This is a genomic window from Streptomyces sp. NPDC018964, from assembly GCF_044390325.1.
GTDB lineage: Bacteria > Actinomycetota > Actinomycetes > Streptomycetales > Streptomycetaceae > Streptomyces.
Map to the genome: position 1 here is coordinate 61,750 of NZ_JBIRYZ010000020.1, position 22,007 is coordinate 83,756.

At 74.2% G+C, this 22,007-nt stretch carries 21 protein-coding genes; 10 read left to right on the forward strand and 11 right to left on the reverse strand.

Annotated features, from left to right (window positions below):
• Positions 1-89: 89 nt before the first annotated feature.
• Entirely contained in the window at positions 90-839 is a 750-nt protein-coding gene (locus ACH5AO_RS27360; protein ID WP_398929274.1) for a GntR family transcriptional regulator, read from the reverse strand.
• 116 nt (positions 840-955) lie between these two features.
• On the opposite strand from ACH5AO_RS27360, the gene ACH5AO_RS27365 reads away from it, so the two are divergent.
• Positions 956-1,978, forward strand: coding sequence for a Gfo/Idh/MocA family oxidoreductase (locus tag ACH5AO_RS27365; protein WP_398929131.1), 1,023 nt, complete (start codon positions 956-958; stop codon positions 1,976-1,978).
• A 2-nt stretch (positions 1,979-1,980) separates the two neighbouring features.
• Here ACH5AO_RS27365 and ACH5AO_RS27370 read toward each other — a convergent pair whose 3' ends face one another.
• On the reverse strand, positions 1,981-2,655 hold the full coding sequence (locus ACH5AO_RS27370) for a response regulator (protein ID WP_398929133.1): 675 nt from the start codon (positions 2,653-2,655) through the stop codon (positions 1,981-1,983).
• Between the two features lie 58 nt (positions 2,656-2,713).
• Positions 2,714-3,964 carry a sensor histidine kinase gene (locus ACH5AO_RS27375; RefSeq protein WP_398929135.1) on the reverse strand — a complete coding sequence of 417 codons (1,251 nt, stop codon included), beginning with the start codon at positions 3,962-3,964 and terminating at the stop codon, positions 2,714-2,716.
• Positions 3,965-4,143: 179 nt separating this feature from the next.
• Between ACH5AO_RS27375 and ACH5AO_RS27380 the strand changes: the two genes are divergently transcribed.
• On the forward strand, positions 4,144-4,344 hold the full coding sequence (locus ACH5AO_RS27380) for a hypothetical protein (protein ID WP_398929137.1): 201 nt from the start codon (positions 4,144-4,146) through the stop codon (positions 4,342-4,344).
• Between the two features lie 242 nt (positions 4,345-4,586).
• Here ACH5AO_RS27380 and ACH5AO_RS27385 read toward each other — a convergent pair whose 3' ends face one another.
• Positions 4,587-5,213: a dihydrofolate reductase family protein gene (locus ACH5AO_RS27385; RefSeq protein ID WP_398929139.1), complete on the reverse strand. Its 627-nt coding sequence runs from the start codon at positions 5,211-5,213 to the stop codon at positions 4,587-4,589.
• 145 nt (positions 5,214-5,358) lie between these two features.
• On the opposite strand from ACH5AO_RS27385, the gene ACH5AO_RS27390 reads away from it, so the two are divergent.
• Complete coding sequence (locus tag ACH5AO_RS27390; protein WP_398929141.1) at positions 5,359-6,123, forward strand: SDR family NAD(P)-dependent oxidoreductase; 765 nt, start codon at positions 5,359-5,361, stop codon at positions 6,121-6,123.
• Between the two features lie 215 nt (positions 6,124-6,338).
• Here ACH5AO_RS27390 and alc read toward each other — a convergent pair whose 3' ends face one another.
• Together alc and allB are read right to left on the reverse strand one after the other, a co-directional pair.
• Positions 6,339-7,418 (reverse strand): allantoicase, encoded by a 1,080-nt coding sequence (gene alc / locus ACH5AO_RS27395; RefSeq protein ID WP_398929143.1) that lies wholly within the window; start codon positions 7,416-7,418, stop codon positions 6,339-6,341.
• Positions 7,415-8,785, reverse strand: coding sequence for an allantoinase AllB (gene allB, locus ACH5AO_RS27400; RefSeq protein WP_398929145.1), 1,371 nt, complete (start codon positions 8,783-8,785; stop codon positions 7,415-7,417). Before allB ends, alc begins: the two co-directional genes overlap by 4 nt.
• 246 nt (positions 8,786-9,031) lie before the next feature.
• On the opposite strand from allB, the gene ACH5AO_RS27405 reads away from it, so the two are divergent.
• Positions 9,032-9,838, forward strand: a complete 807-nt coding sequence (locus tag ACH5AO_RS27405; RefSeq protein WP_398929147.1) for an IclR family transcriptional regulator — start codon at positions 9,032-9,034, stop codon at positions 9,836-9,838.
• A 12-nt stretch (positions 9,839-9,850) separates the two neighbouring features.
• Here ACH5AO_RS27405 and ACH5AO_RS27410 read toward each other — a convergent pair whose 3' ends face one another.
• The gene (locus ACH5AO_RS27410) at positions 9,851-10,138 is read right to left on the reverse strand and encodes a DUF5955 family protein (RefSeq protein ID WP_398929149.1); all 288 of its coding nucleotides are present in this window, start codon (positions 10,136-10,138) and stop codon (positions 9,851-9,853) included.
• Positions 10,139-10,357: 219 nt separating this feature from the next.
• On the opposite strand from ACH5AO_RS27410, the gene ACH5AO_RS27415 reads away from it, so the two are divergent.
• Positions 10,358-10,975, forward strand: a complete 618-nt coding sequence (locus ACH5AO_RS27415) for an NTP transferase domain-containing protein (RefSeq protein WP_398929151.1) — start codon at positions 10,358-10,360, stop codon at positions 10,973-10,975.
• A 209-nt stretch (positions 10,976-11,184) separates the two neighbouring features.
• The gene (gene aceB / locus ACH5AO_RS27420; protein ID WP_398929153.1) at positions 11,185-12,810 is read left to right on the forward strand and encodes a malate synthase A; all 1,626 of its coding nucleotides are present in this window, start codon (positions 11,185-11,187) and stop codon (positions 12,808-12,810) included.
• Positions 12,811-12,814: 4 nt separating this feature from the next.
• Here the strand turns inward: aceB and ACH5AO_RS27425 are convergent, their stop codons facing one another.
• The 3 genes from ACH5AO_RS27425 to ACH5AO_RS27435 are packed head-to-tail and all read right to left on the reverse strand — an operon-like array spanning position 12,815 to position 14,538.
• Complete coding sequence (locus ACH5AO_RS27425) at positions 12,815-13,090, reverse strand: SelT/SelW/SelH family protein (RefSeq protein WP_398929155.1); 276 nt, start codon at positions 13,088-13,090, stop codon at positions 12,815-12,817.
• On the reverse strand, positions 13,087-14,001 hold the full coding sequence (locus ACH5AO_RS27430) for a HipA family kinase (RefSeq protein ID WP_398929157.1): 915 nt from the start codon (positions 13,999-14,001) through the stop codon (positions 13,087-13,089). The genes ACH5AO_RS27425 and ACH5AO_RS27430 overlap by 4 nt, the downstream gene beginning before the upstream one ends.
• 27 nt (positions 14,002-14,028) lie before the next feature.
• On the reverse strand, positions 14,029-14,538 hold the full coding sequence (locus tag ACH5AO_RS27435) for a MarR family winged helix-turn-helix transcriptional regulator (protein WP_398929159.1): 510 nt from the start codon (positions 14,536-14,538) through the stop codon (positions 14,029-14,031).
• Positions 14,539-14,611: 73 nt separating this feature from the next.
• Here ACH5AO_RS27435 and ACH5AO_RS27440 point away from each other — a divergent pair, with 73 nt between their 5' ends.
• Positions 14,612-16,732 carry an MMPL family transporter gene (locus ACH5AO_RS27440; protein ID WP_398929161.1) on the forward strand — a complete coding sequence of 707 codons (2,121 nt, stop codon included), beginning with the start codon at positions 14,612-14,614 and terminating at the stop codon, positions 16,730-16,732.
• A gap of 1 nt (position 16,733) precedes the next feature.
• Here the strand turns inward: ACH5AO_RS27440 and ACH5AO_RS27445 are convergent, their stop codons facing one another.
• The gene (locus ACH5AO_RS27445) at positions 16,734-18,227 is read right to left on the reverse strand and encodes an IucA/IucC family protein (protein ID WP_398929163.1); all 1,494 of its coding nucleotides are present in this window, start codon (positions 18,225-18,227) and stop codon (positions 16,734-16,736) included.
• Between the two features lie 103 nt (positions 18,228-18,330).
• Between ACH5AO_RS27445 and ACH5AO_RS27450 the strand changes: the two genes are divergently transcribed.
• From ACH5AO_RS27450 to ACH5AO_RS27460, 3 genes are read left to right on the forward strand one after another with little or no spacing between them, the layout of a single operon-like run.
• Entirely contained in the window at positions 18,331-19,860 is a 1,530-nt protein-coding gene (locus tag ACH5AO_RS27450) for an IucA/IucC family protein (RefSeq protein ID WP_398929165.1), read from the forward strand.
• Between the two features lie 45 nt (positions 19,861-19,905).
• Positions 19,906-21,180: a VWA domain-containing protein gene (locus ACH5AO_RS27455; protein ID WP_398929167.1), complete on the forward strand. Its 1,275-nt coding sequence runs from the start codon at positions 19,906-19,908 to the stop codon at positions 21,178-21,180.
• Entirely contained in the window at positions 21,180-21,977 is a 798-nt protein-coding gene (locus tag ACH5AO_RS27460; protein ID WP_398929169.1) for a hypothetical protein, read from the forward strand. The genes ACH5AO_RS27455 and ACH5AO_RS27460 overlap by 1 nt, the downstream gene beginning before the upstream one ends.
• The last annotated feature ends 30 nt before the right edge of the window (positions 21,978-22,007 follow it).

Consider the following 22,007-nt stretch of genomic DNA (forward strand, 5'->3'; position numbering starts at 1 on the left):
CGGGCACCGGGCGTCCCCGCGCGGGGACCGGAGTTCGGTCACATTGTCCTGACATGACGACGGCGCGGTGCGCGCCTCGCGCCGGATTGTCAGGACCGTACAAGCAGCTGGAACTCGAAGGAGTAGCGGGAGGGCCGGTAGGTGTGGGTACCGAACTCCACCGCGCGGCCGGTGTCGTCGAAGGTCACGCGCTCCATGGTGAGCAGCGGGGCGCCGCTCGCCTCCTCCAGCCGCTCGGCCTCGTCGTCGGTGGCGGCACGGGCGCCGATGGTCTGGCGGGCGCTGTGCAGGGTGATCCCGGCGGCCCGCATCAGCCGGTACAGGCCGGTGGCCTCCAGCCGGTCGGTGTCCAGGTCGAGCAGTCCCGGCGGCAGGTGGTTGCACAGGTACGCCATCGGCTCCCCGTGGGTGAGCCGCAGCCGTTCGATCCGGTGCACCTCGCTGTCCTCGGCCACGCCGAGCGCGGCCGCGACCTCGGCGGACGCCGCCACGACGGTGTTGACCAGCACCTTCGTCCCGGGACGCTGCCCGGCCGCCTCCAGGTCGTCGTAGAGGCTGCTGAGCTCCAGGGGGCGCTTGACCTGGCTGTGCACCACCTGGGTGCCGACCCCGCGGCGGCGCACCAGCAGCCCCTTGTCGACGAGGGACTGGATGGCCTGGCGGACGGTCGGCCGGGACAGGCCCAGCCGCGCGGCGAGCTCGATCTCGTTGCCCAGCAGGGTGCCGGGGATCAGCGCGCCGCGCTCGATGGCGGACTCCAACTGCCGGGACAGCTGGAAGTACAACGGCACGGGGGAGCCGCGGTCCACGCTCAGTTCCAGCTGTACGGTCGGGTCCACTTCTGGTTTCGGCACGGACCGAGCGTAGTCCCGTGGGCTGTTGACGGGAAGTCGTGTAGTTCGGTTGTCCGGACATACGCATTGACAGGGAGTGGCGTGAGCCCCACTTTGTTTCCATGCGCATAGGGGTCATCGGTACGGGCCGCATCGGCACCATTCACGCCCACACACTCAGCAGGCACCGCGACGTCGGCTCCCTGATCCTCACGGACGTCGATCCGGCACGGGCCCAGGCCCTCGCCCACCGGCTCGGCGAGACGGCGGCACCCGGGGTGGACGAGATCTACACCTGGGGAGTGGACGCCGTGGTGATCACGGCGGCCACGTCCGCCCACGCCGATCTGATCGGCCGGGCGGCGCGCGCGGGACTGCCGGTGTTCTGCGAGAAGCCCATCGCCCTGGACCTGACGGGCACGTTACAGGCGATCACCGAGGTCGAGACCGCCGGGACCGTCCTGCAGATGGGGTTCCAGCGCCGTTTCGACGCCGGGTACACGGGCGCGCGGGAGGCGGTGCGCTCGGGCAGGCTCGGGCGGCTGCACACCGTACGGGCGATGAGCGGCGACGCGGAGCCGCCGCCGGCCGGGTACCTGCCGCAGTCCGGCGGGCTGTACCGGGACTCCCTGATCCACGACTTCGACATCCTGCGCTGGGTGACCGGCCGGGAGGTCACGGAGGTCTACGCGGCCGGGTCCGACGCCGGACCCGCGATGTTCCGCGAGGCGGGCGACGTCGACACCGGCGCGGCCCTCCTCACCCTCGACGACGGCACGCTCGCCACGGTCACCGCGACCCGGCTGAACGGCGCCGGCTACGACGTGCGCATGGAGCTCGCCGGGGAGCGGGACCAGATCGCCGTCGGCCTGGACGACCGTACGCCGATCGCGTCCACCGAACCGACCGGGCCGCCGGCCGCGGACAAGCCGTGGACCGGTTTCCTGGAGCGGTTCGGGCCCGCGTACGAGGCCGAGCTGATCGCGTTCGTCGAGGTGGTGCGGGGCGAGCGGGCCAACCCGTGCGACGGGCGGGAGGCTCTCCAGGCGCTGCTGGTCGCGGAGGCGTGCGAGCTGTCCCGGCGGGAGCGCAGACCGGTCCGGCCGACGGAGCTGGTGCGCGGGGCGACGGCGGCGTACACCTGAGATCAGTGGTCCCCGGGTTCGTCCAGGAGGCCGGCGTCGTGGGCGAGCAGGGCGATCTGGACGCGGTTGTCGAGGTTCAGCTTGGCGAGGATCCGGGAGACGTGGGCCTTGACGGTGGCCACGCTCATGTAGAGCTCGGCGGCGATGTCGGCGTTGGCCAGGCCCCGGCCGACGGCGACGGCGACCTCGCGTTCACGGTCGTTGAGGTCCGCGACGCGCGCGCGTGCGCGCGTGCGCCGCGTGTCGGCGGCGGTGCCGGCCGCGTGGGCCATCAACTGCCGGGTGACGGTCGGCGACAGCACCGGGTCGCCGGCCGCGACCCGGCGCACCGCGGCGACGATCTCGGCGGGCGGGGTGTCCTTGAGGACGAACCCCGCGGCCCCCGCGCGCAGCGCGCGCAGCACCTGCTCGTCGGCGTGAAAGGTGGTGAGCACCACGACCTGCGGGGCGTCCTCGCGCCGGCGCAGCGACTCGGTGGCGGTGAGACCGTCCACCGTCGGCATCCGGATGTCCATGAGGACGACGTGCGGCCGGGTGCGGTCGACGAGCGCCTCGACCTCGCCGCCGTCTGCGGCCTCACCGACGATCTCGATGTCGTCCGCGCCGCCCAGCATGAAGGACAGTCCGGCCCGCACCAGCGGGTCGTCGTCGACGAGGAGCACTCTGATCGCAGTCATGGCCCGTAGGTAATCACGGCCGGGCGGGGCGGGAACACACGCGCCGCCCGGTCCCCGTTCAGTCCCACGGCAGCCTGGCCCGTACCTCGAACCCGCCGTCGGGGGCGGGCCCGTGTTCCAGGGTGCCGCCGGCCAGGGCCGCCCGTTCGGTGAGGCCGATCAGGCCCTGCCCGGCGCCGGGCACATGCGGCACCTCCCCCTCCGGCGCCGGGTTGCGCACGGTCACCGTGAGGCCCTCCCCCGGGCCGCCGGTGACCGACACGGCGACCTCCGCGCCGGGGGCGTGCTTGCGGGCGTTGGTCAGGCCCTCCTGGGCGATCCGGTAGGCGGTGCGGCCGACGGAGGCGGGGACGGCAGCCGGGTCGGTGACCCGCTGGTCCAGGGTGGCCTTCATGCCGGCCTGCCGGGACTCGGCGACCAGGGTGTCGAGCGCCGCGAGCGTCGGCTGCGGCCGGCCCGCGTCGTCGGCGTCGCCGGCCCGCAGCACGCCGATGATCTCCCGCAGGTCCTGCAGCGCCTCGTGCGCGCTCTCCCGGATGACGCCGGCCGCCCGCGCGACCTCCTCGCGCGGGGCGTCGGGCCGGAACTCCAGGGCGCCCGCGTGCACGCTCAGCAGCGTCAGCCGGTGCGCGAGCACATCGTGCATCTCCCGCGCGATGGCCTCGCGCGCGAGCCGCTGCGCCTGTTCGGCCCGCAGCCGCGCCTCGGTCTCGGCCCGCCGCGCCCGGTCCCGCAGGCTCAGCATGAGCTGCCGCTTGGACCGTACGAACATGCCCCAGCCGACGATCGCGACCACCAGCACCACGAAGAGGACCAGCGAGGCGAGGTACGGCAGGTCGGGATCGGGTCGCCACCAGAAGTACAGCGGGACGGACACCGCGTGGGCCCCGCCCACCCACAGCACGTACCGGAAGGGCCGGTGCACGGCGAGCGTGAACAGGGCGATCATGGCCGCGCCCCCGGAGGTCTCCGAAACGAAGCCGACCGGGACCATCACGGCGGCCAGGGCGAGCGGCCACCGTCGGCGCAGCCAGACCGCGGCGCACGACAGCGCGCCGAGCACCTGGTCGGCGACGGCCAGCGCGTGCGGGACGGCGTGGTTGTCGTGGAGCGACTCGGCGCCCACGAGACCCACCAGGACGGCCAGCACGAAGCAGGAGAAGTCGACGACCCAGTCCCGCGCGGTGCGCCGGGGCCGGCGCCCGGAACGGGCCGCGTCGGGGTCGAGTTCGTGGAGGAGGGCGGACGGGAAGAACCATCGGCGCCCCGTGAACACCGGGGCGGTGTGCGCCGCCTTGTCACCAGTCACAGTCGACAAATCTATGCAAGGAACGCCTCCGGTACCGCCCTGCGGGCGGGATCACCGACCAAAGTCGCGGCACCGCGGACTTTCGGCGCTCCGGCCGGCGCGAAGCACCGCCTTCCGTCGGGGAGGGCTCACCCCGCGGCCGATACGGACGGGGGATCCGCGGGGCGAGGATCGACGCCATGAAGGAATTGCTGGGAATCATGGGTTTCCTCGCCGTGGCGCAGGGAGTGGCGGGTCTGGTGACCGAGTTCTCCGACTGGGACTGGGGGCTCGTGCAGCGGTTCGGGTTCCTCGACGGCTACGAGATCTACGCGAGCGTCGCCCTGCTGGTGCTGGGCGGCGCCCTGTTCGCCGCCGCGGAGCGCCTGAAGTCCGGCTGATCAGCGGTGACGGTGCGGCGGGCGCCACGGGTGGGGAGCCCGGGGTGGCCACCGTGTGCGCGGGGGCGTCCTTGCCGCACCCCGCGACCTGCGCTGGTGGGACGCCTGCCGGGCCTCTTCGCGGGAGGGCTGTCGTACTCGCTCCGACGGCAGCGCCGGCGCCGGTGCGGGGTGGACCTGACCTCCATCACCGTACGGGCGGACTCGGCGTAGGCCGTGGTCCTTTCCCGCCGTGGCCGGTGTCAGGCGTCCGCCGGGAGCTCGTACGAGCCGTACTCGGGGCGGCCGGCGAAGTCGTAGGTCTGGACGGACACGCCCGCGGCGGTGATCTCTCCGCCGGTGTGCCGGAAGGCGCTCGGCATCGAGCCCTCCGGGAACAGGCGGCGCCCGGCGCCGAGGACGACCGGGAAGGTCAGCAGGTGCAGGGTGTCCACGAGGTCGAGCGCGAACAGGGACCGGGCGAGGGCTCCGCTGCCGTGCAGCTGGAGCTCGCCGCCGGTGCGTTCCTTGAGGGCGGTGACCTCTTGGGCGAGGTCGCCGCGGAGCACGGTGGTGCCGGTCCACCCGGGGTCGGTGAGGGTGGTGGAGGCGACGTACTTCGGCAGCGTGTTCAGCTTGCCGGCGACCGGATCGGCGGGGTCGGTCATCTTCGGCCAGTACGAGGCGAAGATGTCGTACGTACGACGGCCGAGGAGGAAGGCGTCCACGCGGGAGAAGACCCCGTTGACGAACCGGCCGAAGTCCTCGTCGCCGTAGGGGACGCTCCAGCCGCCCTGGTCGAAGCCGTCCCTGGTGTCCTCCTGGGGGCCGCCGGGGGCCTGGTGGACGCCGTCGAGGGTGACGAAGGCGGTGACTACGAGCTTGCCCATGGCGGGTTCCTGCCTTCCTGGCGCGCGGGTGGGGCATGTCGTCATCAGCTCAGACCCCGGTGGGGTCCGCAACTCGTCGGCGGGGCGTCAGGTCGACGTCCGTTCGCCGCCGGTGACCGGGCGGCTGGGGCGCTGGGATGGACGCATGACGACGGACATTTCTGTGAGGAACCCTGAGAAGGCCCTGCTCGGCAAGGTGGCGCTGGTGACCGGCGGCAGCCGCGGGATCGGTGCGGCGACGGCGTTGCGGCTCGCGCGGGAGGGCGCGGACGTCGCGGTGACGTACGTGAACGGCGAGGAGGCGGCCGGGGAGGTCGTGCGGGCCGTGGAGGCTTCGGGGCGTCGCGCGGTGGCCCTGCGCGCGGACGCCGGCGACCCGGAGGAGGCGGCGGGGGCGGTGAACGCCGCAGCGCGGGAGTTGGGCCGGCTCGACGTCCTGGTGAACAACGCGGGCGTCGGCGTGCTCGGGCCGGTGGAGACGCTGTCCCGCGCCGATGTCGACCGGGTGCTCGCGGTGAACGTGCGCGGCGTCTTCCTCGCCTCCCGCGCGGCGGTCGCCCTCATGCCACGCGGGGGCCGGATCGTCACCGTCGGTACGTGCATGACACAGCGGGTGCCCGGGCCGGGCGGGACGCTGTACGCGATGAGCAAGTCGGCGCTGGTGGGGCTGACGAAGGCGCTGGCGCGGGAGCTGGGTGAGCGGGGGATCACGGCGAACATCGTCCATCCGGGGCCGATCGACACGGACATGAATCCGGCGGACGGGCCGTATGCGGGCGGGCAGGCGGCGATGACGGCGGTGGGGCGGTTCGGGACGGCGGAGGAGGTCGCGGAGACGATCGTCCACCTGGCGGGGGCGGCGTACGTCACCGGGGCGGAGTTCTCGGTGGACGGGGGGCATGCGGCGTGATGTCCGGCTGGACGTGACGGCCGGGGTGGCGGGCGCCGCGCCGGGGGGCTGCCGGCCGGGGGTGGGGTGCTGAGCGTAAGGGGTTGTTCTTCCGGCGTTGCCGGGTGCCGCTGCGCCCACCCGTGCCGCCCCAGCGGCACGACTGCCCGCAGCTACGGCGGCACGGCTGCCTGCGGCTGCGGTGGTTGTGGCATGACCGCCGCGGCCGGGCGGGGTCAGCCGTTCTGTTCGGTGAGGGAGCCGAAGAGGCGGAGGCGGGAGATGCCGCCGTCCGGGTGGATGTCCACGCGGGCGTGGGTGGCGGTCGCCGGGGCCGGGAGGACGAAGCGGTGGGCGGTGTCGGGCTGGAGGCGGGTGCGGGGCAGGATCTCCCGCCAGTCGCCGTCGTCCCCGTCCTTCACCGACACCGACGCCCAGCCGGCGCTGTTGCCCTTCAGGTACGCCGTGTCGATCTCCAGGGCGCGGATCTCCGACCGGGCGGCCAGGCGGTAGCGGATCCAGTCGTGGCCCCGGTCGCGGCGGCGGCGGGTCTCCCAGCCGTCGCCCATCGTGTGGGAGCGGCCGGGCCGGATGGTGTTGACGGCCGGTGCGTAGAAGTGGTCCGAGGCGTCCTCGACCCGGCCGCCGTTCTCCAGGGCGACGACGTCGAAGGTGCCGAGCGCGGCCAGCCACGCCGGGTCCGGGACGACCTCGCCGTGCACGCGCAGTCGGGCGATGCCCCCGTCGGGGTGCTGGTTGAGGCGCAGGTGGGTGAAGCGCTGCCCGGATGTGACGGCGAAGCCGTTGGCCGCGTGGCCGCCGACCGGGGTGCGCGGGACGAGCGTCGTCCACGTCACGTCGTCCGAGAGCAGTTCCTCCGGGGAGGGGAAGCCCGCCACCGACGTGCCCTCGACGGAGACGGCCCGCGGGTGGTTGCCGCGGAAGTGGGCGGTGTCCACGACGATCCCGCGGACGACTCCGGGGGCGCCGAGCCGGATCAGCGCCCAGTCGTGGTCCTCGTCCGCCGGCCAGGGGTGCTCGGCGGAGGTGCCGCGCCGGCGGCGGGTCTCCCAGCCGTCCATGATCTTGCCCTTGTGCCCGTAGCGCTCGGGGTCGAACCCGGCGCGCCCGGGCAGCAGCAGGTTCTCGCGCTGGGCGAAGAACTCGTCGTTGGCGGCGACGACACCGGCGCCGAGCCGGCGGTCGGCGAGGTCGGCGAGGTGGGTGAAGGGGAAGTCGGCGGTGCGGTAGTCCGCGTACGGGTCACCGCCGCCGTAGGGGGGTGCGTCGCCGGTGAAGCTCTCGATCGCCGTCACGGTGGTCCGGTCCTGTCCTTCGGGTGTCGGTGGGGGCGGGTGAGCAGTCGGCCCTTCGGTTCGGTGAACGCGCCGTCGGCGAGGATGCGTTCACCGTGCAGCCAGGTGGACTTCACGACGCCGTACAGGGTCCTGCCCGCGTAGGCCGTCACGTGGTTGCGGTGCTGGAGCGCCGCCGGGTCGACGGTGAAGGTCTCGTCGGGGTCGAGGACGGCGAAGTCGGCGTCGCGGCCGGGCGCGATGGCGCCCTTGCGCGCGTCGAGTCCGGCGAGCGCCGCCGTGCGCGTCGACATCCAGCGCACCACGTCCTCCAGGCCGTGGCCGCGTCCGCGGGCCTCGGTCCAGACGGCCGGCAGGCCGAGCTGGAGGCCGGAGATGCCGCCCCAGGCGGTGGCGAAGTCGTCCGTCTTGAGGTCGGCGGTGGACGGGGAGTGGTCGCTGACGACGCAGTCGACGGTGCCGTCCGCCAGGGCCCGCCAGAGCAGGTCCCGGTCGGCGGCCTCGCGGATGGGCGGGCAGCACTTGAACTCGCTCGCACCGTCGGGGATCTCCTCCGCGGTGAGGGTGAGGTAGTGGGGGCAGGTCTCGACGGTGACGCGTACGCCGTCCGCCTTGGCCGCGGCGATCGTGGGGAGCGCGTCGCCGGAGGAGAGGTGAAGCACGTGCACGCGTGCGCCCCGGTGTTTCGCCTGGGCGATCAGGTGCGCCACCGCCGTGTTCTCGGCCTCGCGCGGGCGGGAGGCGAGGAAGTCGGCGTACTTCGGGCCGCCGCGCCGCGGGGCGGCGGCGAGGTGGTGCGGGTCCTCGGCGTGCACGATCAGCAGGCCGTCGAAGGCGGCGACCTCCGCCAGGGACCGGGCCAGCTGTTCCTGGTCGAGGTGGGGGAACTCGTCCACGCCGGAGGGTGACAGGAAGGCCTTGAAGCCGAAGACGCCGGCCTCGTGCAGCGGGCGCAGGTCCTCGACGTTGCCGGGCAGGGCGCCGCCCCAGAAGCCGACGTCGACGTGGGCCCGGCCGGCGGCGACCCGCTGTTTGGCGCGCAGGTGGTCGACGGTGGTGGTGGGCGGGAGGGAGTTGAGCGGCATGTCGATCAGGGTGGTGACGCCGCCGGCCGCCGCCGCGCGGGTGGCGGTCCGGAAGCCCTCCCACTCGGTGCGTCCGGGGTCGTTGACGTGCACGTGGGTGTCGACCAGGCCGGGCAGCAGGACGTCGTCGCCGAGGTCCTCCAGGCGGGCGCCTTCCGGGACGGGCGCGTCGTACGGCAGGACGGCCGTGATCGTGCCGTCGGCGACCGTGACGGACGCGGCGCGCGTCCCTCCGGGGGTGATGACGCGCGTGGAGCGCAGCACGTGTCCGGCGTCGGGCACCCGCATCCTCCTCCTGGTCTTCCGCCGGGATGGGATTCAACGTTCTGTTGAAGGAGTCTTCCCCCGCGTCTTCCGGCCCGTCAAGGGCCCCGCTGCGCACGGCCCGGCCCGACGGCCGCCCCTGGAAGGTTCCGCAAGACGGAACTATGCTTTCGCCCACCAGAACGCGGCTCCGCGCAAGCGGGTGGCCGACCGGCCGCCGGGTAGGCTTCTGCCCTTCCTGCCAGGTCCCGAAAGGAACGCGCCGTGCCGACGTCCAGCGCCAGCACCACCGACTCCGCCCGGCACGCCGCCGGCGGCGGCGTGCAGTCCCTCGAGCGCGCCTTCGACCTGCTCGAACGGATGGCGGACGCGGGCGGCGAGGTCGGCCTGAGCGAACTGTCCGCGAGCAGCGGGCTGCCCCTGCCGACCATCCACCGCCTGATGCGCACGCTGGTCGCCTGCGGCTACGTGCGCCAGCAGCCCAACCGCCGCTACGCGCTGGGCCCGCGCCTGATCCGGCTCGGCGAGTCCGCCTCCCGGCTGCTCGGCACCTGGGCGCGGCCGCACCTGGCCCGCCTGGTGGAGGAGACCGGCGAGACGGCGAACATGGCGCTGCTCGACGGGGACGAGGTCGTGTACGTGGCGCAGGTGCCGTCGAAGCACTCCATGCGGATGTTCACCGAGGTCGGCCGGCGCGTCCTGCCGCACTCCACGGGCGTGGGCAAGGCCCTGCTGGCCGGTTTCCCGCCGGAGGAGGTGCGGGCCCTGCTCGGCCGTACCGGCATGCCCGCCGCGACGGACAGGACCATCACCACACCGGAGGGCTTCCTGGCGGCCCTGGAGGACGTACGGCGCCTCGGCTACGCGATGGACGACAACGAGCAGGAGATCGGCGTCCGTTGCCTCGCCGTGCCGGTGCCGGACTCCCCCACGGCGGCGGCGATCTCCATCTCGGGCCCGGCGGGGCGGGTCACGGAGTCGGCGACGGAGAAGATCGTGCCGGTGCTCCAGCAGGTCGCGGCGGAACTCTCCGAGGCGCTCACCACGCCGGGCACCGCCCCCACCGCCTGACCGGGGCGCGCGTCAGCCGCGCGGTGACGGGCCGAACAGGTCCACCGCCTCGCGCAGTTCGCGCACGCCCTGCCCCAGCGCGCTCACCGAGCCGATCGCGCCCGCGATCAGCAGCAGGGAGCGGCGCAGCCGGGGGATCTCGGGGTCGCCGGCGGCGGCCATCCCGGCCAGCGCGGCGAGTTCCTCCTCCGCGACGCTCCGGTCCCGGAAGTCCCCCGGATGGGCGGCGAGTTGACGGCGTAACCGGGACACGACGGAGCGCAGCTCCGTCACCCGCGGGTCCACCTGACTGCCGGGCACACGCCTCTGCTCCACACTGGGCAACGCAGTCCTCCCCCTGGCACCTCGTAGTGCGCCTCCCCGACCGGCCCCGGTACCCCGCCGGCCGGTCGCGCCAGTAAACGCCACCCCGGCCCCCTCGCGCCAGTCCGCTGCGTCATCGAGTTGCTCCGCAGCGTGACAGGGCGGTTCCGGGCGCCCGTCCCGGCGCTCCCGCGGCGGGTGCGGTATGCAGGAGGCATGACGACACATCACAGGGGCGGGGACGCCACCGCGGAGGTCGCGGGACTGCTGCTGGCCGCGGGTGGCGGGCGGCGGCTCGGCGGGCGGCCCAAGGCGCTGCTCACGCACCGGGGGCGGCCGCTGGTGGAGCACGCGGTGGGAGTGCTCCGCGCGGGCGGCTGCGCGCGGGTGCACGTGGTGCTCGGCGCGCGGGCGGACGAGGTGCGCGCCCGCGCCCTCCTGCCGGACTGCGTCCTCGTCGACAACCCGCGGTGGGAGCAGGGCATGGGCACCTCCCTGCGGGCCGGCCTCGGCTCGCTGGCCGGGACGGGCGCGCGGGCCGCGCTGGTCTCGCTGGTCGACCAGCCCGGTATCGGCCCGGAGGCGGTCGCCCGGGTGCTCGGCACCCACCGCTCCCCCGAGTCGCTCGTCTCGGCCGCCTACGACGGCGTGCGCGGCCATCCGGTGCTGTTCGGCGCCGCGCACTGGGCCGGGATCGCCGCGGCCGCGACCGGCGACCGAGGGGCACGCGCCTATCTGGAGGAGCACGCGGAACGGCTCACACTCGTCGAGTGCGGCGACGTGGCCGAGGCGTACGACATCGACACAGAGGCGGATCTGGCGCACCTCGAGTGAGCCGGACGGCGGCGGGCGAGCGGCGGCAAAGGCGCCGGGCGCCGCCTCGCTCCGACCCGGAGGGTCCCGGCACCGACGGAACATTGAACTTCCACCATGAGGAAATTACTATCCACCACCCAGGAGCGTCCGGCCTCCGACGGACGTCCGCCGCCGTACCCGGGCCGACCGGCACCCGGTGTCCCGCACGCCGAAGGAAGTGACAGCCGATGTCCGCACCAGCGCCGTCCCCGCTGGCCATCGTCGACGCCGAGCCCCCGCACCGGCAGGAGGAGGTCCTCACCGAGGCGGCGCTCGCCTTCGTGGCCGAGCTGCACCGGCGGTTCACGCCCCGGCGTGACGAGCTGCTCGCCCGCCGCGCGGAGCGCCGCGCCGAGATCGCCCGTACGTCCACACTCGACTTCCTGCCGGAGACGGCCGCGATCCGCGCGGACGACTCCTGGAAGGTGGCGCCGGCACCCGCGGCCCTCGAGGACCGCCGCGTCGAGATCACCGGGCCCACCGACCGCAAAATGACCGTCAACGCCCTCAACTCGGGCGCGAAGGTCTGGCTCGCGGACTTCGAGGACGCCTCGTCTCCCACCTGGGAGAACGTGGTCACCGGCCAGCTCAACCTGATCGACGCCTTCACGCGGACCATCGACTTCACCGACCCGGTGTCCGGCAAGTCGTACGCCCTGCGCCCGGACGCGGAGCTGGCGACGGTCGTCATGCGCCCGCGCGGGTGGCACCTGGACGAGCGTCACCTCACCGACCCCGACGGCACCCCGGTGCCCGGCGCGCTGGTCGACTTCGGCCTGTACTTCTTCCACAACGCCGAGCGGCTGATCGCGCTCGGCAAGGGCCCGTACTTCTACCTCCCCAAGACGGAGTCCCACCTGGAGGCCCGGCTGTGGAACGAGGTGTTCGTCTTCGCGCAGGAGTACCTGGGCGTGGCGCAGGGCACGGTCCGCGCCACCGTCCTGATCGAGACGATCACGGCCGCGTACGAGATGGAGGAGATCCTCTACGAACTGCGCGACCACGCCTCCGGTCTGAACGCCGGCCGCTGGGACTACCTCTTCTCCATCGTCAAGAACTTCCGTGACGGCGGGGCGCGGTTCGTGCTCCCGGACCGCAACGCGGTGACGATGACCGCCCCGTTCATGCGCGCGTACACCGAACTCCTCGTCCGCACCTGCCACAAGCGCGGCGCGCACGCGATCGGCGGCATGGCGGCGTTCATCCCGTCCCGCCGGGACGCGGAGGTCAACAAGGTGGCCTTCGAGAAGGTGCGCGCCGACAAGGACCGTGAGGCGGACGACGGTTTCGACGGCTCCTGGGTCGCCCACCCCGACCTGGTCCCGATCGCCATGGAGGCCTTCGACCGGGTGCTCGGCGACCGGCCGCACCAGAAGGACCGCCTCCGCGAGGACGTGGACGTGAAGGCGGAGGACCTCATCGCCGTCGACTCCCTGGACGCCAAGCCGACGTACGCGGGCCTGGTCAACGCCGTGCAGGTCGGCATCCGCTACATCGAGGCGTGGCTGCGCGGGCTCGGCGCGGTGGCCATCTTCAACCTGATGGAGGACGCCGCCACCGCCGAGATCTCCCGCTCCCAGATCTGGCAGTGGATCAACGCGGGGGTCGTCCTCGACAACGGCGAGCGGGTCACCGCCGAGCTGGCCCGCGAGGTCGCGGCCGGGGAGCTGGCGGACATCCGCGCGGAGCTCGGCGAGGAGGCCTTCGCGGCGGGCAACTGGCAGCAGGCGCACGACCTGCTGCTGAAGGTCTCCCTCGACGAGGACTACGCCGACTTCCTCACCCTGCCGGCGTACGAGCGACTCAAGGGCTGAGCCGCTACTTCTCCGAGTGGCCCAGGGACTTCCCCGGGGCCACTCGGTCGCGTACGGCCCGCTTCACGGCCGTGGGCTCCGGGAACCCCTGCTCGCGCCGGTCCCACACGACCTCGTCGCCGACCCGGACGACGAAGACACCGCCCGTTCCGGGCTTCAGCGACAGTTCCGTCACCTCCGTCTCGAAGGTCATGAGCAGCTCCTGCGCCAGCCAGGCGGCCCTCGGCAGCCAGCGGCACCGGGTGCAGTACTCGATCTCCACCCGCCGGACGTCCGTCATCCCAGGTGCACCGACCAGTCCTGCTCCGCCGCCGGTTTGCCGTGCAGGTCGGGGACCCGCTTCAGCCAGTCCGGCCGGCCCCGCCGGGTCGTCGCCGCCCGCCGGGCGTTCTCCTCGGCGAGCTCGTCCGGGCTGGGGAAGTCGGTGGGCAGCCACGCCGTGGACGCCCGCACGCGCGCGTGCAGGTACGCCACGTACGCCTCGCGGACCTCGTCGGGCGTGGCGAAGTGGGCGTCGTCGGCCAGCCAGTCGTCGGGGACCTCCGCGGTGACGGACCGCAGCAGTTCCTCGGTCACCTTCGGCGCGAGCTCGGCGTCCGCCGCGCGGACGTCGGGGCCGTAGTGGCCGAGGGCGTGGTGGCGGAAGTCGTACGCCTTGCCGGGGTCGGAGCCCTCCCAGCGGTGGTGGAAGACGAGCGCGGCCCCGTGGTCGATGAGCCACAGCCGCGGCGGGGCGACGCCCCGTGTCGGCCACACCACCAGGTTGGAACTGTGGACGGTGCGGTCCACGTTCACGGTGAGGGCGTCGAGCCAGACGATCCGGCCGGCCTCCAGCGGATCGACGGGGAAGGCACGGGCGACCTCGGGGGTGAGGTCCCGCGCGCCCGACAGGTAGTCCATGCCGAGGTTGACGCCGGCGCTGGCGGCGTGCAGCTCCCGCACCTCCTGGTGCGGCTCGTCGGCCGCCACCGCCGGGTCGAAGCGCACCAGTACCAGCTCCGGGAACCGCAGCCCGAGGGCGCGGGCCAGCTCCCCCACGATCACCTCGGCGACCAGCGCCTTGCGCCCCTGCGCGGAGCCGGTGAACTTGACGACGTACGTGCCGAGGTCGTCGGCCTCGAAGACGCCGGGGACGGAGCCGCCCTGACGCAGCGGTGTGACGTAGCGGGTGGCGGTGACCTCGGTCAGCATGTTCCGAACCCTACCCGCGGTCCTCCCTCAGTCCGCCTGCCGCCGCAGGAGGACGAGTTCGCGGTTCATCTCCCTGAGGAACCGCACGATCACCGTCAGTTCGTCGGGGGTGAAGCGGCCGCGCGCCGCGTCGGTGCCGTGCGCCAGCGGCCGGAAGTACTCCCTGGCCAGGTCCCTGGCCCGCTCCGCGTACTCCAGGTGCACCACGCGGCGGTCGCCGGCCGCCCGGACGCGCCGGATGTGCCCCGCCCGCTCCAGCCGGTCGAGGCAGGCGGTGACCGCTCCGGACGTGAGGTTGAGCTGCTTGCGCAGGCGGCCGGGCGTCATGGGCTCGCCCGGCGCGTCGGCGTCCGCGTCGGCGTCCAGGATCGCGATCAGGGCCTGCATGTCGGTGGGGTGCAGGCCCTGCGCGTGCGCGAACTCCTGGGCGATGCGGTTGAACTCGCTGTTCATCCGGCGCAGCTGGACGGCGAAGGACTGCAACCCCGTCGGGTCGTCCGCCGGAAGAGGTGGCGAGGGGGTACCGGAGCCGCTCATACAGCTCAGTATAAGATCACTCGATGATTGAGATACTTGACCATTGACTTACTCCTTCGGCTCTGGGATCCCCATGAAGAACGCACCGCACCGGGCCCGGTGGCTCGTCCCCCTCGCCCTGTTGATCGTCTGGCTGGGGGTGGGCGGGACACTCGGGCCGTACGCGGGCAAGCTGGGCGAGGTGGCCACCAACGACCAGGCCGCCTTCCTTCCGCGAAGCGCCGAGTCCACCCGTGTACTCGATGCCCAGAAGGCGTTCGACCAGTCCGAGACCATGCCGGCCGTCGTGGTCTGGACGGTGGACGGCGGCCGGGTCACCGGAGCCCAGCAGGACGCCGCCTCGGACGCGGTCGGCGCCCTCGCCGGCGGCGCCGGTGTCGTCGGCCGGCCCTCACCGGCGCTGGTCTCCGAGGACCGGAAGGCCATGCAGGCCGTCGTGCAGCTCCAGCCCGACCTGGGCGACGAGCTGCCCGACGTGCTGGACGAGGTGCGCCGGGCGGCGGACGGCGTGTCCGGGGCCACGGCGCGGATCGCCGGTCCGGCGGCGAGCCAGGCCGACCTGTCGGACGCGTTCGCGGGCATCGACGGACTGCTGCTGGGCGTGGCGCTCGCCGCCGTGCTGCTGATCCTGCTGCTGGTCTACCGGAGCGTCCTGCTGCCGTTCCTGATCATCCTCGGCTCGGTGTTCGCCCTGGGGCTCGCCTGCGCCGTCGTCTACGCGCTGGCGGACCGGGACGTGGTGCGGGTCGACGGCCAGGTGCAGGGCATCCTCTCGATCCTCGTGATCGGCGCGGCCACCGACTACGCCCTGCTGCTCGCGGCCCGTTTCCGCGAGGAGCTCGCCGAGCGCGGCGACCGGTACGCGGCCGCGCTGGCGGCCGTGCGCAGGTCCTTCGGTGCCGTCACGGCGAGCGCCGCCACCGTGGCGCTCGGTCTGCTGGCCCTGCTCGCCAGTGACCTCACGAACAACCGCGCCCTCGGACCGGTCGGCGCCATCGGCATCGTGTGCGCGGTGCTCTCCACGCTCACCTTCCTGCCGGCCGTGCTGGCCCTGCTGGGCCGGACCGCGTACTGGCCCGCCCGGCCGAAGGCGTCGGACGCGTCCGTGGAGGGGCACGGCGTGTGGCGCCGGGTCGCCTCGGCCGTGGACCGCCGGCCGCGCCGGGTGTGGCTGCTGACCGCGCTGGTCCTCGCCGTCTTCGCGGCCTTCGCCCCCTCCCTGTCCGCCAGGGGGGTGCCGCTCGACGAGATCTTCGTGAACGACGCGCCCTCGGTCGCCGCCCAGAGGACGCTCGGCGAGCACTTCCCCGGCGGGTCCGGGAACCCGGCCGTCATCATCGCCGACGCCGGCCGCACCGCCGAGGTGACGGCCGCGGCGAAGAAGACGGAAGGCGTGGCCTCGGCCGGCGCCGTCTCCGCCTCGGGACGGCCGGTGGCCGGTGAGCCGCTGGTCGTCGACGGGCGCGTCCGCATCGACGCCACCCTCGAGGACGCGGCGGACGGCGACGCCGCGAAGGAGACCGTCGAGCGGCTGCGCGCGGCCGTGCACGCGGTCCCCGGGGCCGACGCGCTGGTCGGCGGCTACACGGCCCAGCAGTACGACACCCAGAGGACCGCCGCCCACGACCGCACCCTGATCGTCCCGGTCGTGCTGGCCGTCATCCTGCTGATCCTCGTCCTGCTGCTGCGCTCCCTGCTCGTGCCCGTGCTGCTGGTCGCGACCGTCGCGCTCAACTTCCTGGCGACCCTCGGCGTCTCGACGCTCGTCTTCGAGCACCTCCTCGGGTTCAGCGGCACGGACGCCTCCGTCCCCCTGTACGGGTTCGTGTTCCTGGTGGCCCTCGGCGTCGACTACAACATCTTCCTGATGTCCCGGGTGCGGGAGGAGGCGCTCGTGCACGGCACCCGGCGGGGCGTGCTGCGCGGGCTGACCACGACCGGCGGAGTGATCACCTCGGCCGGTGTGGTGCTCGCCGCGACGTTCGCCGCGCTGATGGTCATCCCGCTGGCCTTCCTCGTGCAGATCGCCTTCATCGTGGCGTTCGGCGTGCTGCTCGACACGCTCGTGGTCCGCTCGCTGCTGGTCCCCGCGCTGGTGATCGACGTCGGGCCCCGGGTGTGGTGGCCCGGGGCCCTGGCCCGCGACGGCGCGGGACGCGCGCCGAAGGAGGCGGAGGCGTCGGAGCGGGGCTGACTCACCCGCCGGCCAGTGGACTGGGCAGCGGGCGGTAGCGGGCGTCCGCGCCGTCCGCCCCGGTCCAGCGCAGGAGGAGGTTGGTCTTGGCCGGGAGGGTGGGGGCGGTGAGCAGGGCGGGGATCTCGGGGAGGTCGTGGCGGGCCAGTTCGCGGCGGAGGGCGGGCCAGGGGTCGAGGCCGGGGTGGTGGTCGGCGAGGGCGGCGGCGATCTCCATGAGGTGGTTGACCACCAGGCAGTAGACCAGGCGTTCCCAGCCCGCCTCCCGGGAGACCGCGGACAGCAGTTTCACGCCCTCCGCGTCCCGGTAGACGACCCGTACCGGCATGCCGTCGGGGTCCATGGCGACGAGCGTGTTCTGCAGGTGGGCCTCCACGACGACGCCGTGTCCGTGGAAGGCCGCCAGGGCCGGGGGGACCGCTCGCGACAGGTAGGCCTCCCACCAGGCCGCCGGCCGCGCGGCGGCGGCCAGCGGGTTGCCGTCGAAGCCCTCCGCCAGGGCGGCGGCCAGGTAGGGGGTCGCGCCGGGCGGGACGTGGCCGCGCAGGCCGTCGCGGACGACCACGGCCAGCTGCTCGTACGCGAAGTCGGCGGTGCGGTGTCCGCGGTCGCTCTGCCAGGCCGCGTCCAGTCCGGCGAAGGCGTCGCGCGCGGCCGTGTCGGTCGCCCGGAGCCTCAGCAGGTCGTGGCGCCACAGCCGGCGGACGTCGTTGGTGATGCGCACGTCCAGGCTGAACTTCAGGAACAGGTCGCGCCCGGGCGCGTACACGGTGCGGATCGCCGCCGCGGGCCACACCGGGAAGGGGGTGGTGCCCAGCCGGATCAGGCGGCCGTCGGTGAAGGCGGGGGCGAGGTCACGGGCCGCGAGGTCCAGCTGCCAGGGGTGCGCGGGCAGCAGTCGGTAGCCGGGCGGTGCGGTGCCCAGGCCGTCGAGGGCCGCGGTGTCGCCGTCCTCCACCACCGTGTCCTCACGCAGCCCCAGCAGCGTCAGCGGGAAGCGGGCGTGCGCCTCGGGCGCGTACGGCAGCCAGGCCGCCGCGGGGCCGCCGCCGCGCGCCTTGGGGGCGGGGTGGTGGGTGTGACCGGTGACGAGGGCCTGCTCGGAGCGCAGATAGGGGTCGTCGGGCGGGGTGGCCCGGGCGCGGGCGGCGAGCAGCGCGGCCACCGCCTCCCGGCTGTCGAGCATCTCGGCGGGCAGTTCGTGGTTGGGCAGCCCGGTGTGCCGGCGCAGCTCCTCGGCGACGAGTTTCACCAGTTCCGTGTGGCCGAGGCGGTGCCAGGCGCCCGCCGCGTGGACCTCGGGTTCGCGGGGGCGCCGGGTGCCGCGCACCCGCAGCAGGCGGTCCGTGCCGGGCAGGCGGTACGTCGGGCGCGCTCCCGGTCCCGGTACGGGCCGCGCCACTTCGCGCAGCAGGCAGTTCAGCAGCGGCACCGCCGCGTACGCGTCGGCGCGGCGGGCCGCGTCGTCGTTCGCGGGCGGGGTGATGGGGTCCACGCGTTCCTTGGTTCCTTACGGTCTGTCCGGGCGGAGACGATCAGTATGTCTGTACGTCGTCCGCCCCCGCGTCCCGTCCCGCGCGTCACCGAGGAGCCCGCCCGTGCACCGTCCCCCCACCGCCGAGACCGAGGTCGCCGACGAGTTGGCCGTCGTACGGCCCGGCCTCGTGCCCCGGTACGCCGGCGAGCTGCCCGGCGCCCGCGCGGCCGTGCTGACCCGGCTGTGGCGCGGCCTCGCGCACGAGCCGCTGCCGTGGATCGCCCGCCGGGAAACGGGCCGCGAGGGGCTCACCCTGCACCTGGCGGACGGCCGGCGGCTGCGCGGCCCGCACGCGGACCCGTACGCGACCGGCGCGTACGTCACCGCCGTACGGCTGGACGGGGTGGTGTACGGCGATCCCGCGCGGCTGATGACGGAGCTGGCCGTACCGCACTCGGTGGTGTTCGCCGCCGAACTCGGGCAGAGCGCGGCGTCGTTGGCGCTGTCCAGGGCGGGCCGGGAGGACCGGCCGGAGGAGTGGCCCGCGCGGGACTGGGAGTGGGAGCAGCGGGTGGTGGACGGGCACCCGTTCCACCCCAACTGCCGTTCCCGGCCCGGTTTCTCGGTGGCCGAGCAGCTCGCCTACGGGCCCGAGCACGGGCCGGTCGTGGAGCTGGGTCTTGTGCCCGTGCCGGAGGCCGGGTGCGTGGTGTCGGGGAGCTGGCCGCGGTGGCTGCGGGAGCCGGGGCGGCTGGTGGTCCCGGTGCATCCGTGGCAGGCCGCGCACGTGCTGAAGCGGACGGGCGGGGGGCGGCTCCCGGCGGGCGGGGTGCCGCTCCCGGCGCATCCGCTGATGGCGCTGCGCACCCTCGCGCTGCCGGACGGACCGCACGTCAAGACGGCGCTGAGCGCCCGGCTGACGTCCTCGGTGCGGGACATCTCGCTCGGTTCGGTGGCCGCGTCGGCGGTGCTGTCGGACTTCGGGGAGGCGGTGGCGGCGCGCACCGACGGGCTGCTGCGCGTCACCCGCACGCTGGGCGCGGTGGCGGCCGGGTCGCCCGATCTGGCGGCGGTGCTGCGCGAGTCGCCGGAGGTGTACGCGGCGCCCGGGGAGCGGGTCGTCCCGGTGGCGGCGCTGGCGACCACGGGGCTGCCCGGCTCCCCCGCCTGGCTGGGCCGGTTCGCGCGGCTCGCGCTCACGGTCGGGCTGCGGCTGCTGGAGCTGGGGGTGGCCCTGGAGGCGCACGGCCAGAACCTGCTGGTGGTGCTGGGGCCGGACGGGAATCCGGTGCGGCTGGTCTACCGCGATCTGGCCGATCTGCGGATCGGCCCCGCGCGCCTGGCCCGGCACGGTGTCCCGCTGCCCGGACGGTTGCCCGCGCGCATGGTCACGGACGACGAACGCGTCCTGCGGCGCAAGCTGTTCGGCTCGCTGGTGGGTGGTGCGCTGGCGGGCACGGCGGGGTCGGGGCCGGCGCTGCGGGCGGCCCTGGAGAGTGCCGTACCGCATCTGCCGCGCACCCCGGACCTGGCCGCGCTGCTCGACGAACCGCTGCCGGTGAAGGCGCTGACGCTGATGCGGCTGTCACCGGGGACTGCGGGGGACCAATGGGCGGAACTGCCCAATCCGCTGCGCTTCGGGTCCGGGTGACGCACCGTTTTGGAGCAGGAAACCTCTGATCAATAGGATCCACCGATGATCAGAAGAAAACGGCCGGTGGCAGGCGCCTGTGCCCTGCTCGCCGCACTGACGGCCGGGCTCGCCTTCCCGGCCGGGGCGTCCGCCGGTGAACCCACGGGCCAGGACGCGCCGAAGGTGAACCTCGTCCTCGATGTGAGCGGCTCGATGCGGGCGACGGACATCGACGGGCGGTCCCGGATGGCGGCGGCGAAGCAGGCGTTCAACGAGGTGCTGGACGCGACGCCCGAGGAGGTCGAGCTCGGCATCCGCACCCTGGGCGCGAACTACCCCGGCGACGACCGCAAGGAGGGCTGCAAGGACACCGCGCGGCTCTACCCGGTCGGCCCGCTGGACCGCACCGAGGCGAAGACGGCGGTGGCCACCCTCGTCCCGACGGGCTGGACCCCGATCGGCCCCGCCCTGCTGAAGGCGGCCGACGACCTCGACGGCGGCACCGGCTCCAAGCGGATCGTGCTGATCAGCGACGGCGAGGACACCTGCGCCCCGCTCGACCCGTGCGAGGTGGCCCGGGAGATCGCGGCCAAGGGCATCGGCCTGACCATCGACACCCTGGGCCTGGTGCCGAACGTCAAGATGAGCCGGCAGCTCAGCTGCATCGCCGAGGCGACCGGCGGGACGTACACCTCCGTCGAGCACCAGGACGAGCTCACCGACCGGGTGAACGAGCTGGTGGACCGCGCGGCCGAGCCCGTGGTGACGCCGGTGGCCACCGAGGGCGCCGGCTCGTGCGCCAAGGCACCGGTGCTGGAGTCCGGCCTCTACACCGACCGTGAGGAGTTCGGGCAGCAGCGCTGGTACCGCGTGGAGCTGCTCGCCGGCCAGGAACTGCGCGCCTCGGTGAGCGTGGCGGCGGACCGCGCCGTGCGCCCGGACCACGGCGTGCTGCTGCGGGCCGTCACGGTGCACGGCCGGGAGATCGTGCGCGGCGAGGCGGCCGGCAACGGCCGTACGGACGTGCTGTCCACCGGGCTGCGGTACCCGAAGCCCGAGCGGGACGACGACGACAGCGACAAGCCCGCGGCCGAGGTCGTGTGCCTGGCGGTGACCAACTCCTTCTCGGCGGACTCCGGGGTGAAGACCACGCCCGGTCTCCCGCTGGAGCTGACGGTCGACGTCGTGGACGGCCCGGACGGGGCGGACGACGTGGCCTCCTTCGGTCTGGGCCGGGGCTGGTGGCTGCTCGGCGTACTGATCCTCACCGGCTTCCTCGCCGGTCTCGTCTGGGGCTGGCTGTCACGCTGGCGGGTCGCCGTCTGGAGGACCAACTGATGCGCGCCGTACGGATACTGAGTACCGCCCTGCTGGCCCTCGGGCTGGCCGCCGCCCCCGCCGCGGCCGACTCCTCCCCCTCCCCGAGCGCGTCCGGCGACGACGGGGCGCCCACCCGCGCGGGCACCTCGTTCCGCACGGCGACGGAGGTCGAGCAGGGGCAGACCGCCACCGCACGCGCCTCCACGGGCGACTACCTGTACTGGTCGTTCCCGGCGGACGCCGGGCAGCGCCCCACCGTCCGCGCGACGGTGAAGCTGCCGGAGAGCCACGCGGCCGAGACCTGGCAGATCGACGTGTACGACGGTCTGCGCCGCCGCCAGGCCTGCCAGTACGGCGCGCAGACCCGCACCGCCGGGGCGGACACGCCCTCCGTGGAGCTGGAGTGCGTGCTGCGCACGGTCCGCGCCTGGTCGGAGCCGTGGGCGAACGACCCGCTGCCGGGCACGTACTACGTCCGGCTCACGGCGGTGCGGGTGGAGACGGCCGACCTGGGCCAGGCGGTGGACGCCGAACTGCGCGTCGGGTCCAAGGACATGGGCGGCGCGGCGGCGGTGGACGGCGCGCTGTCCGAGCCGCTGGTGCCGGGCATCGCCGCTCGGGCCGACTCCGACGAGGAGGAGGACTCGGCGGTCCTGGCCGACCTGGAGCCGGAGGACGGCTGGACCTCCGGCTGGTGGTCCGACCGCTGGGTGTGGACCGCGGCGGGCGGCGCGCTGGCCGCCCTGGCGGGCGTCGCCGGCTACCGCCTGACGCGGGGATCCGGGCGTCCGCCCGGGGTGCCGCCGACCGCGTGACGCGTCGTGGAAGGCCCGCCCCGTGCGGGC

What these genes read in the sequence shown, in the direction of transcription:
- ACH5AO_RS27365 (WP_398929131.1), top strand. Translation starts at nt 956, where the DNA reads ATGCGCATAGGGGTCATCGGTACGGGCCGCATCGGCACCATTCACGCC.
- ACH5AO_RS27370 (WP_398929133.1), bottom strand. Translation starts at nt 2,655, where the DNA reads ATGACTGCGATCAGAGTGCTCCTCGTCGACGACGACCCGCTGGTGCGG.
- ACH5AO_RS27380 (WP_398929137.1), top strand. Translation starts at nt 4,144, where the DNA reads ATGAAGGAATTGCTGGGAATCATGGGTTTCCTCGCCGTGGCGCAGGGA.
- ACH5AO_RS27385 (WP_398929139.1), bottom strand. Translation starts at nt 5,213, where the DNA reads ATGGGCAAGCTCGTAGTCACCGCCTTCGTCACCCTCGACGGCGTCCAC.
- ACH5AO_RS27390 (WP_398929141.1), top strand. Translation starts at nt 5,359, where the DNA reads ATGACGACGGACATTTCTGTGAGGAACCCTGAGAAGGCCCTGCTCGGC.
- ACH5AO_RS27415 (WP_398929151.1), top strand. Translation starts at nt 10,358, where the DNA reads ATGACGACACATCACAGGGGCGGGGACGCCACCGCGGAGGTCGCGGGA.
- aceB (WP_398929153.1), top strand. Translation starts at nt 11,185, where the DNA reads ATGTCCGCACCAGCGCCGTCCCCGCTGGCCATCGTCGACGCCGAGCCC.
- ACH5AO_RS27425 (WP_398929155.1), bottom strand. Translation starts at nt 13,090, where the DNA reads ATGACGGACGTCCGGCGGGTGGAGATCGAGTACTGCACCCGGTGCCGC.
- ACH5AO_RS27430 (WP_398929157.1), bottom strand. Translation starts at nt 14,001, where the DNA reads ATGCTGACCGAGGTCACCGCCACCCGCTACGTCACACCGCTGCGTCAG.
- ACH5AO_RS27435 (WP_398929159.1), bottom strand. Translation starts at nt 14,538, where the DNA reads ATGAGCGGCTCCGGTACCCCCTCGCCACCTCTTCCGGCGGACGACCCG.
- ACH5AO_RS27440 (WP_398929161.1), top strand. Translation starts at nt 14,612, where the DNA reads ATGAAGAACGCACCGCACCGGGCCCGGTGGCTCGTCCCCCTCGCCCTG.
- ACH5AO_RS27455 (WP_398929167.1), top strand. Translation starts at nt 19,906, where the DNA reads ATGATCAGAAGAAAACGGCCGGTGGCAGGCGCCTGTGCCCTGCTCGCC.
- ACH5AO_RS27460 (WP_398929169.1), top strand. Translation starts at nt 21,180, where the DNA reads ATGCGCGCCGTACGGATACTGAGTACCGCCCTGCTGGCCCTCGGGCTG.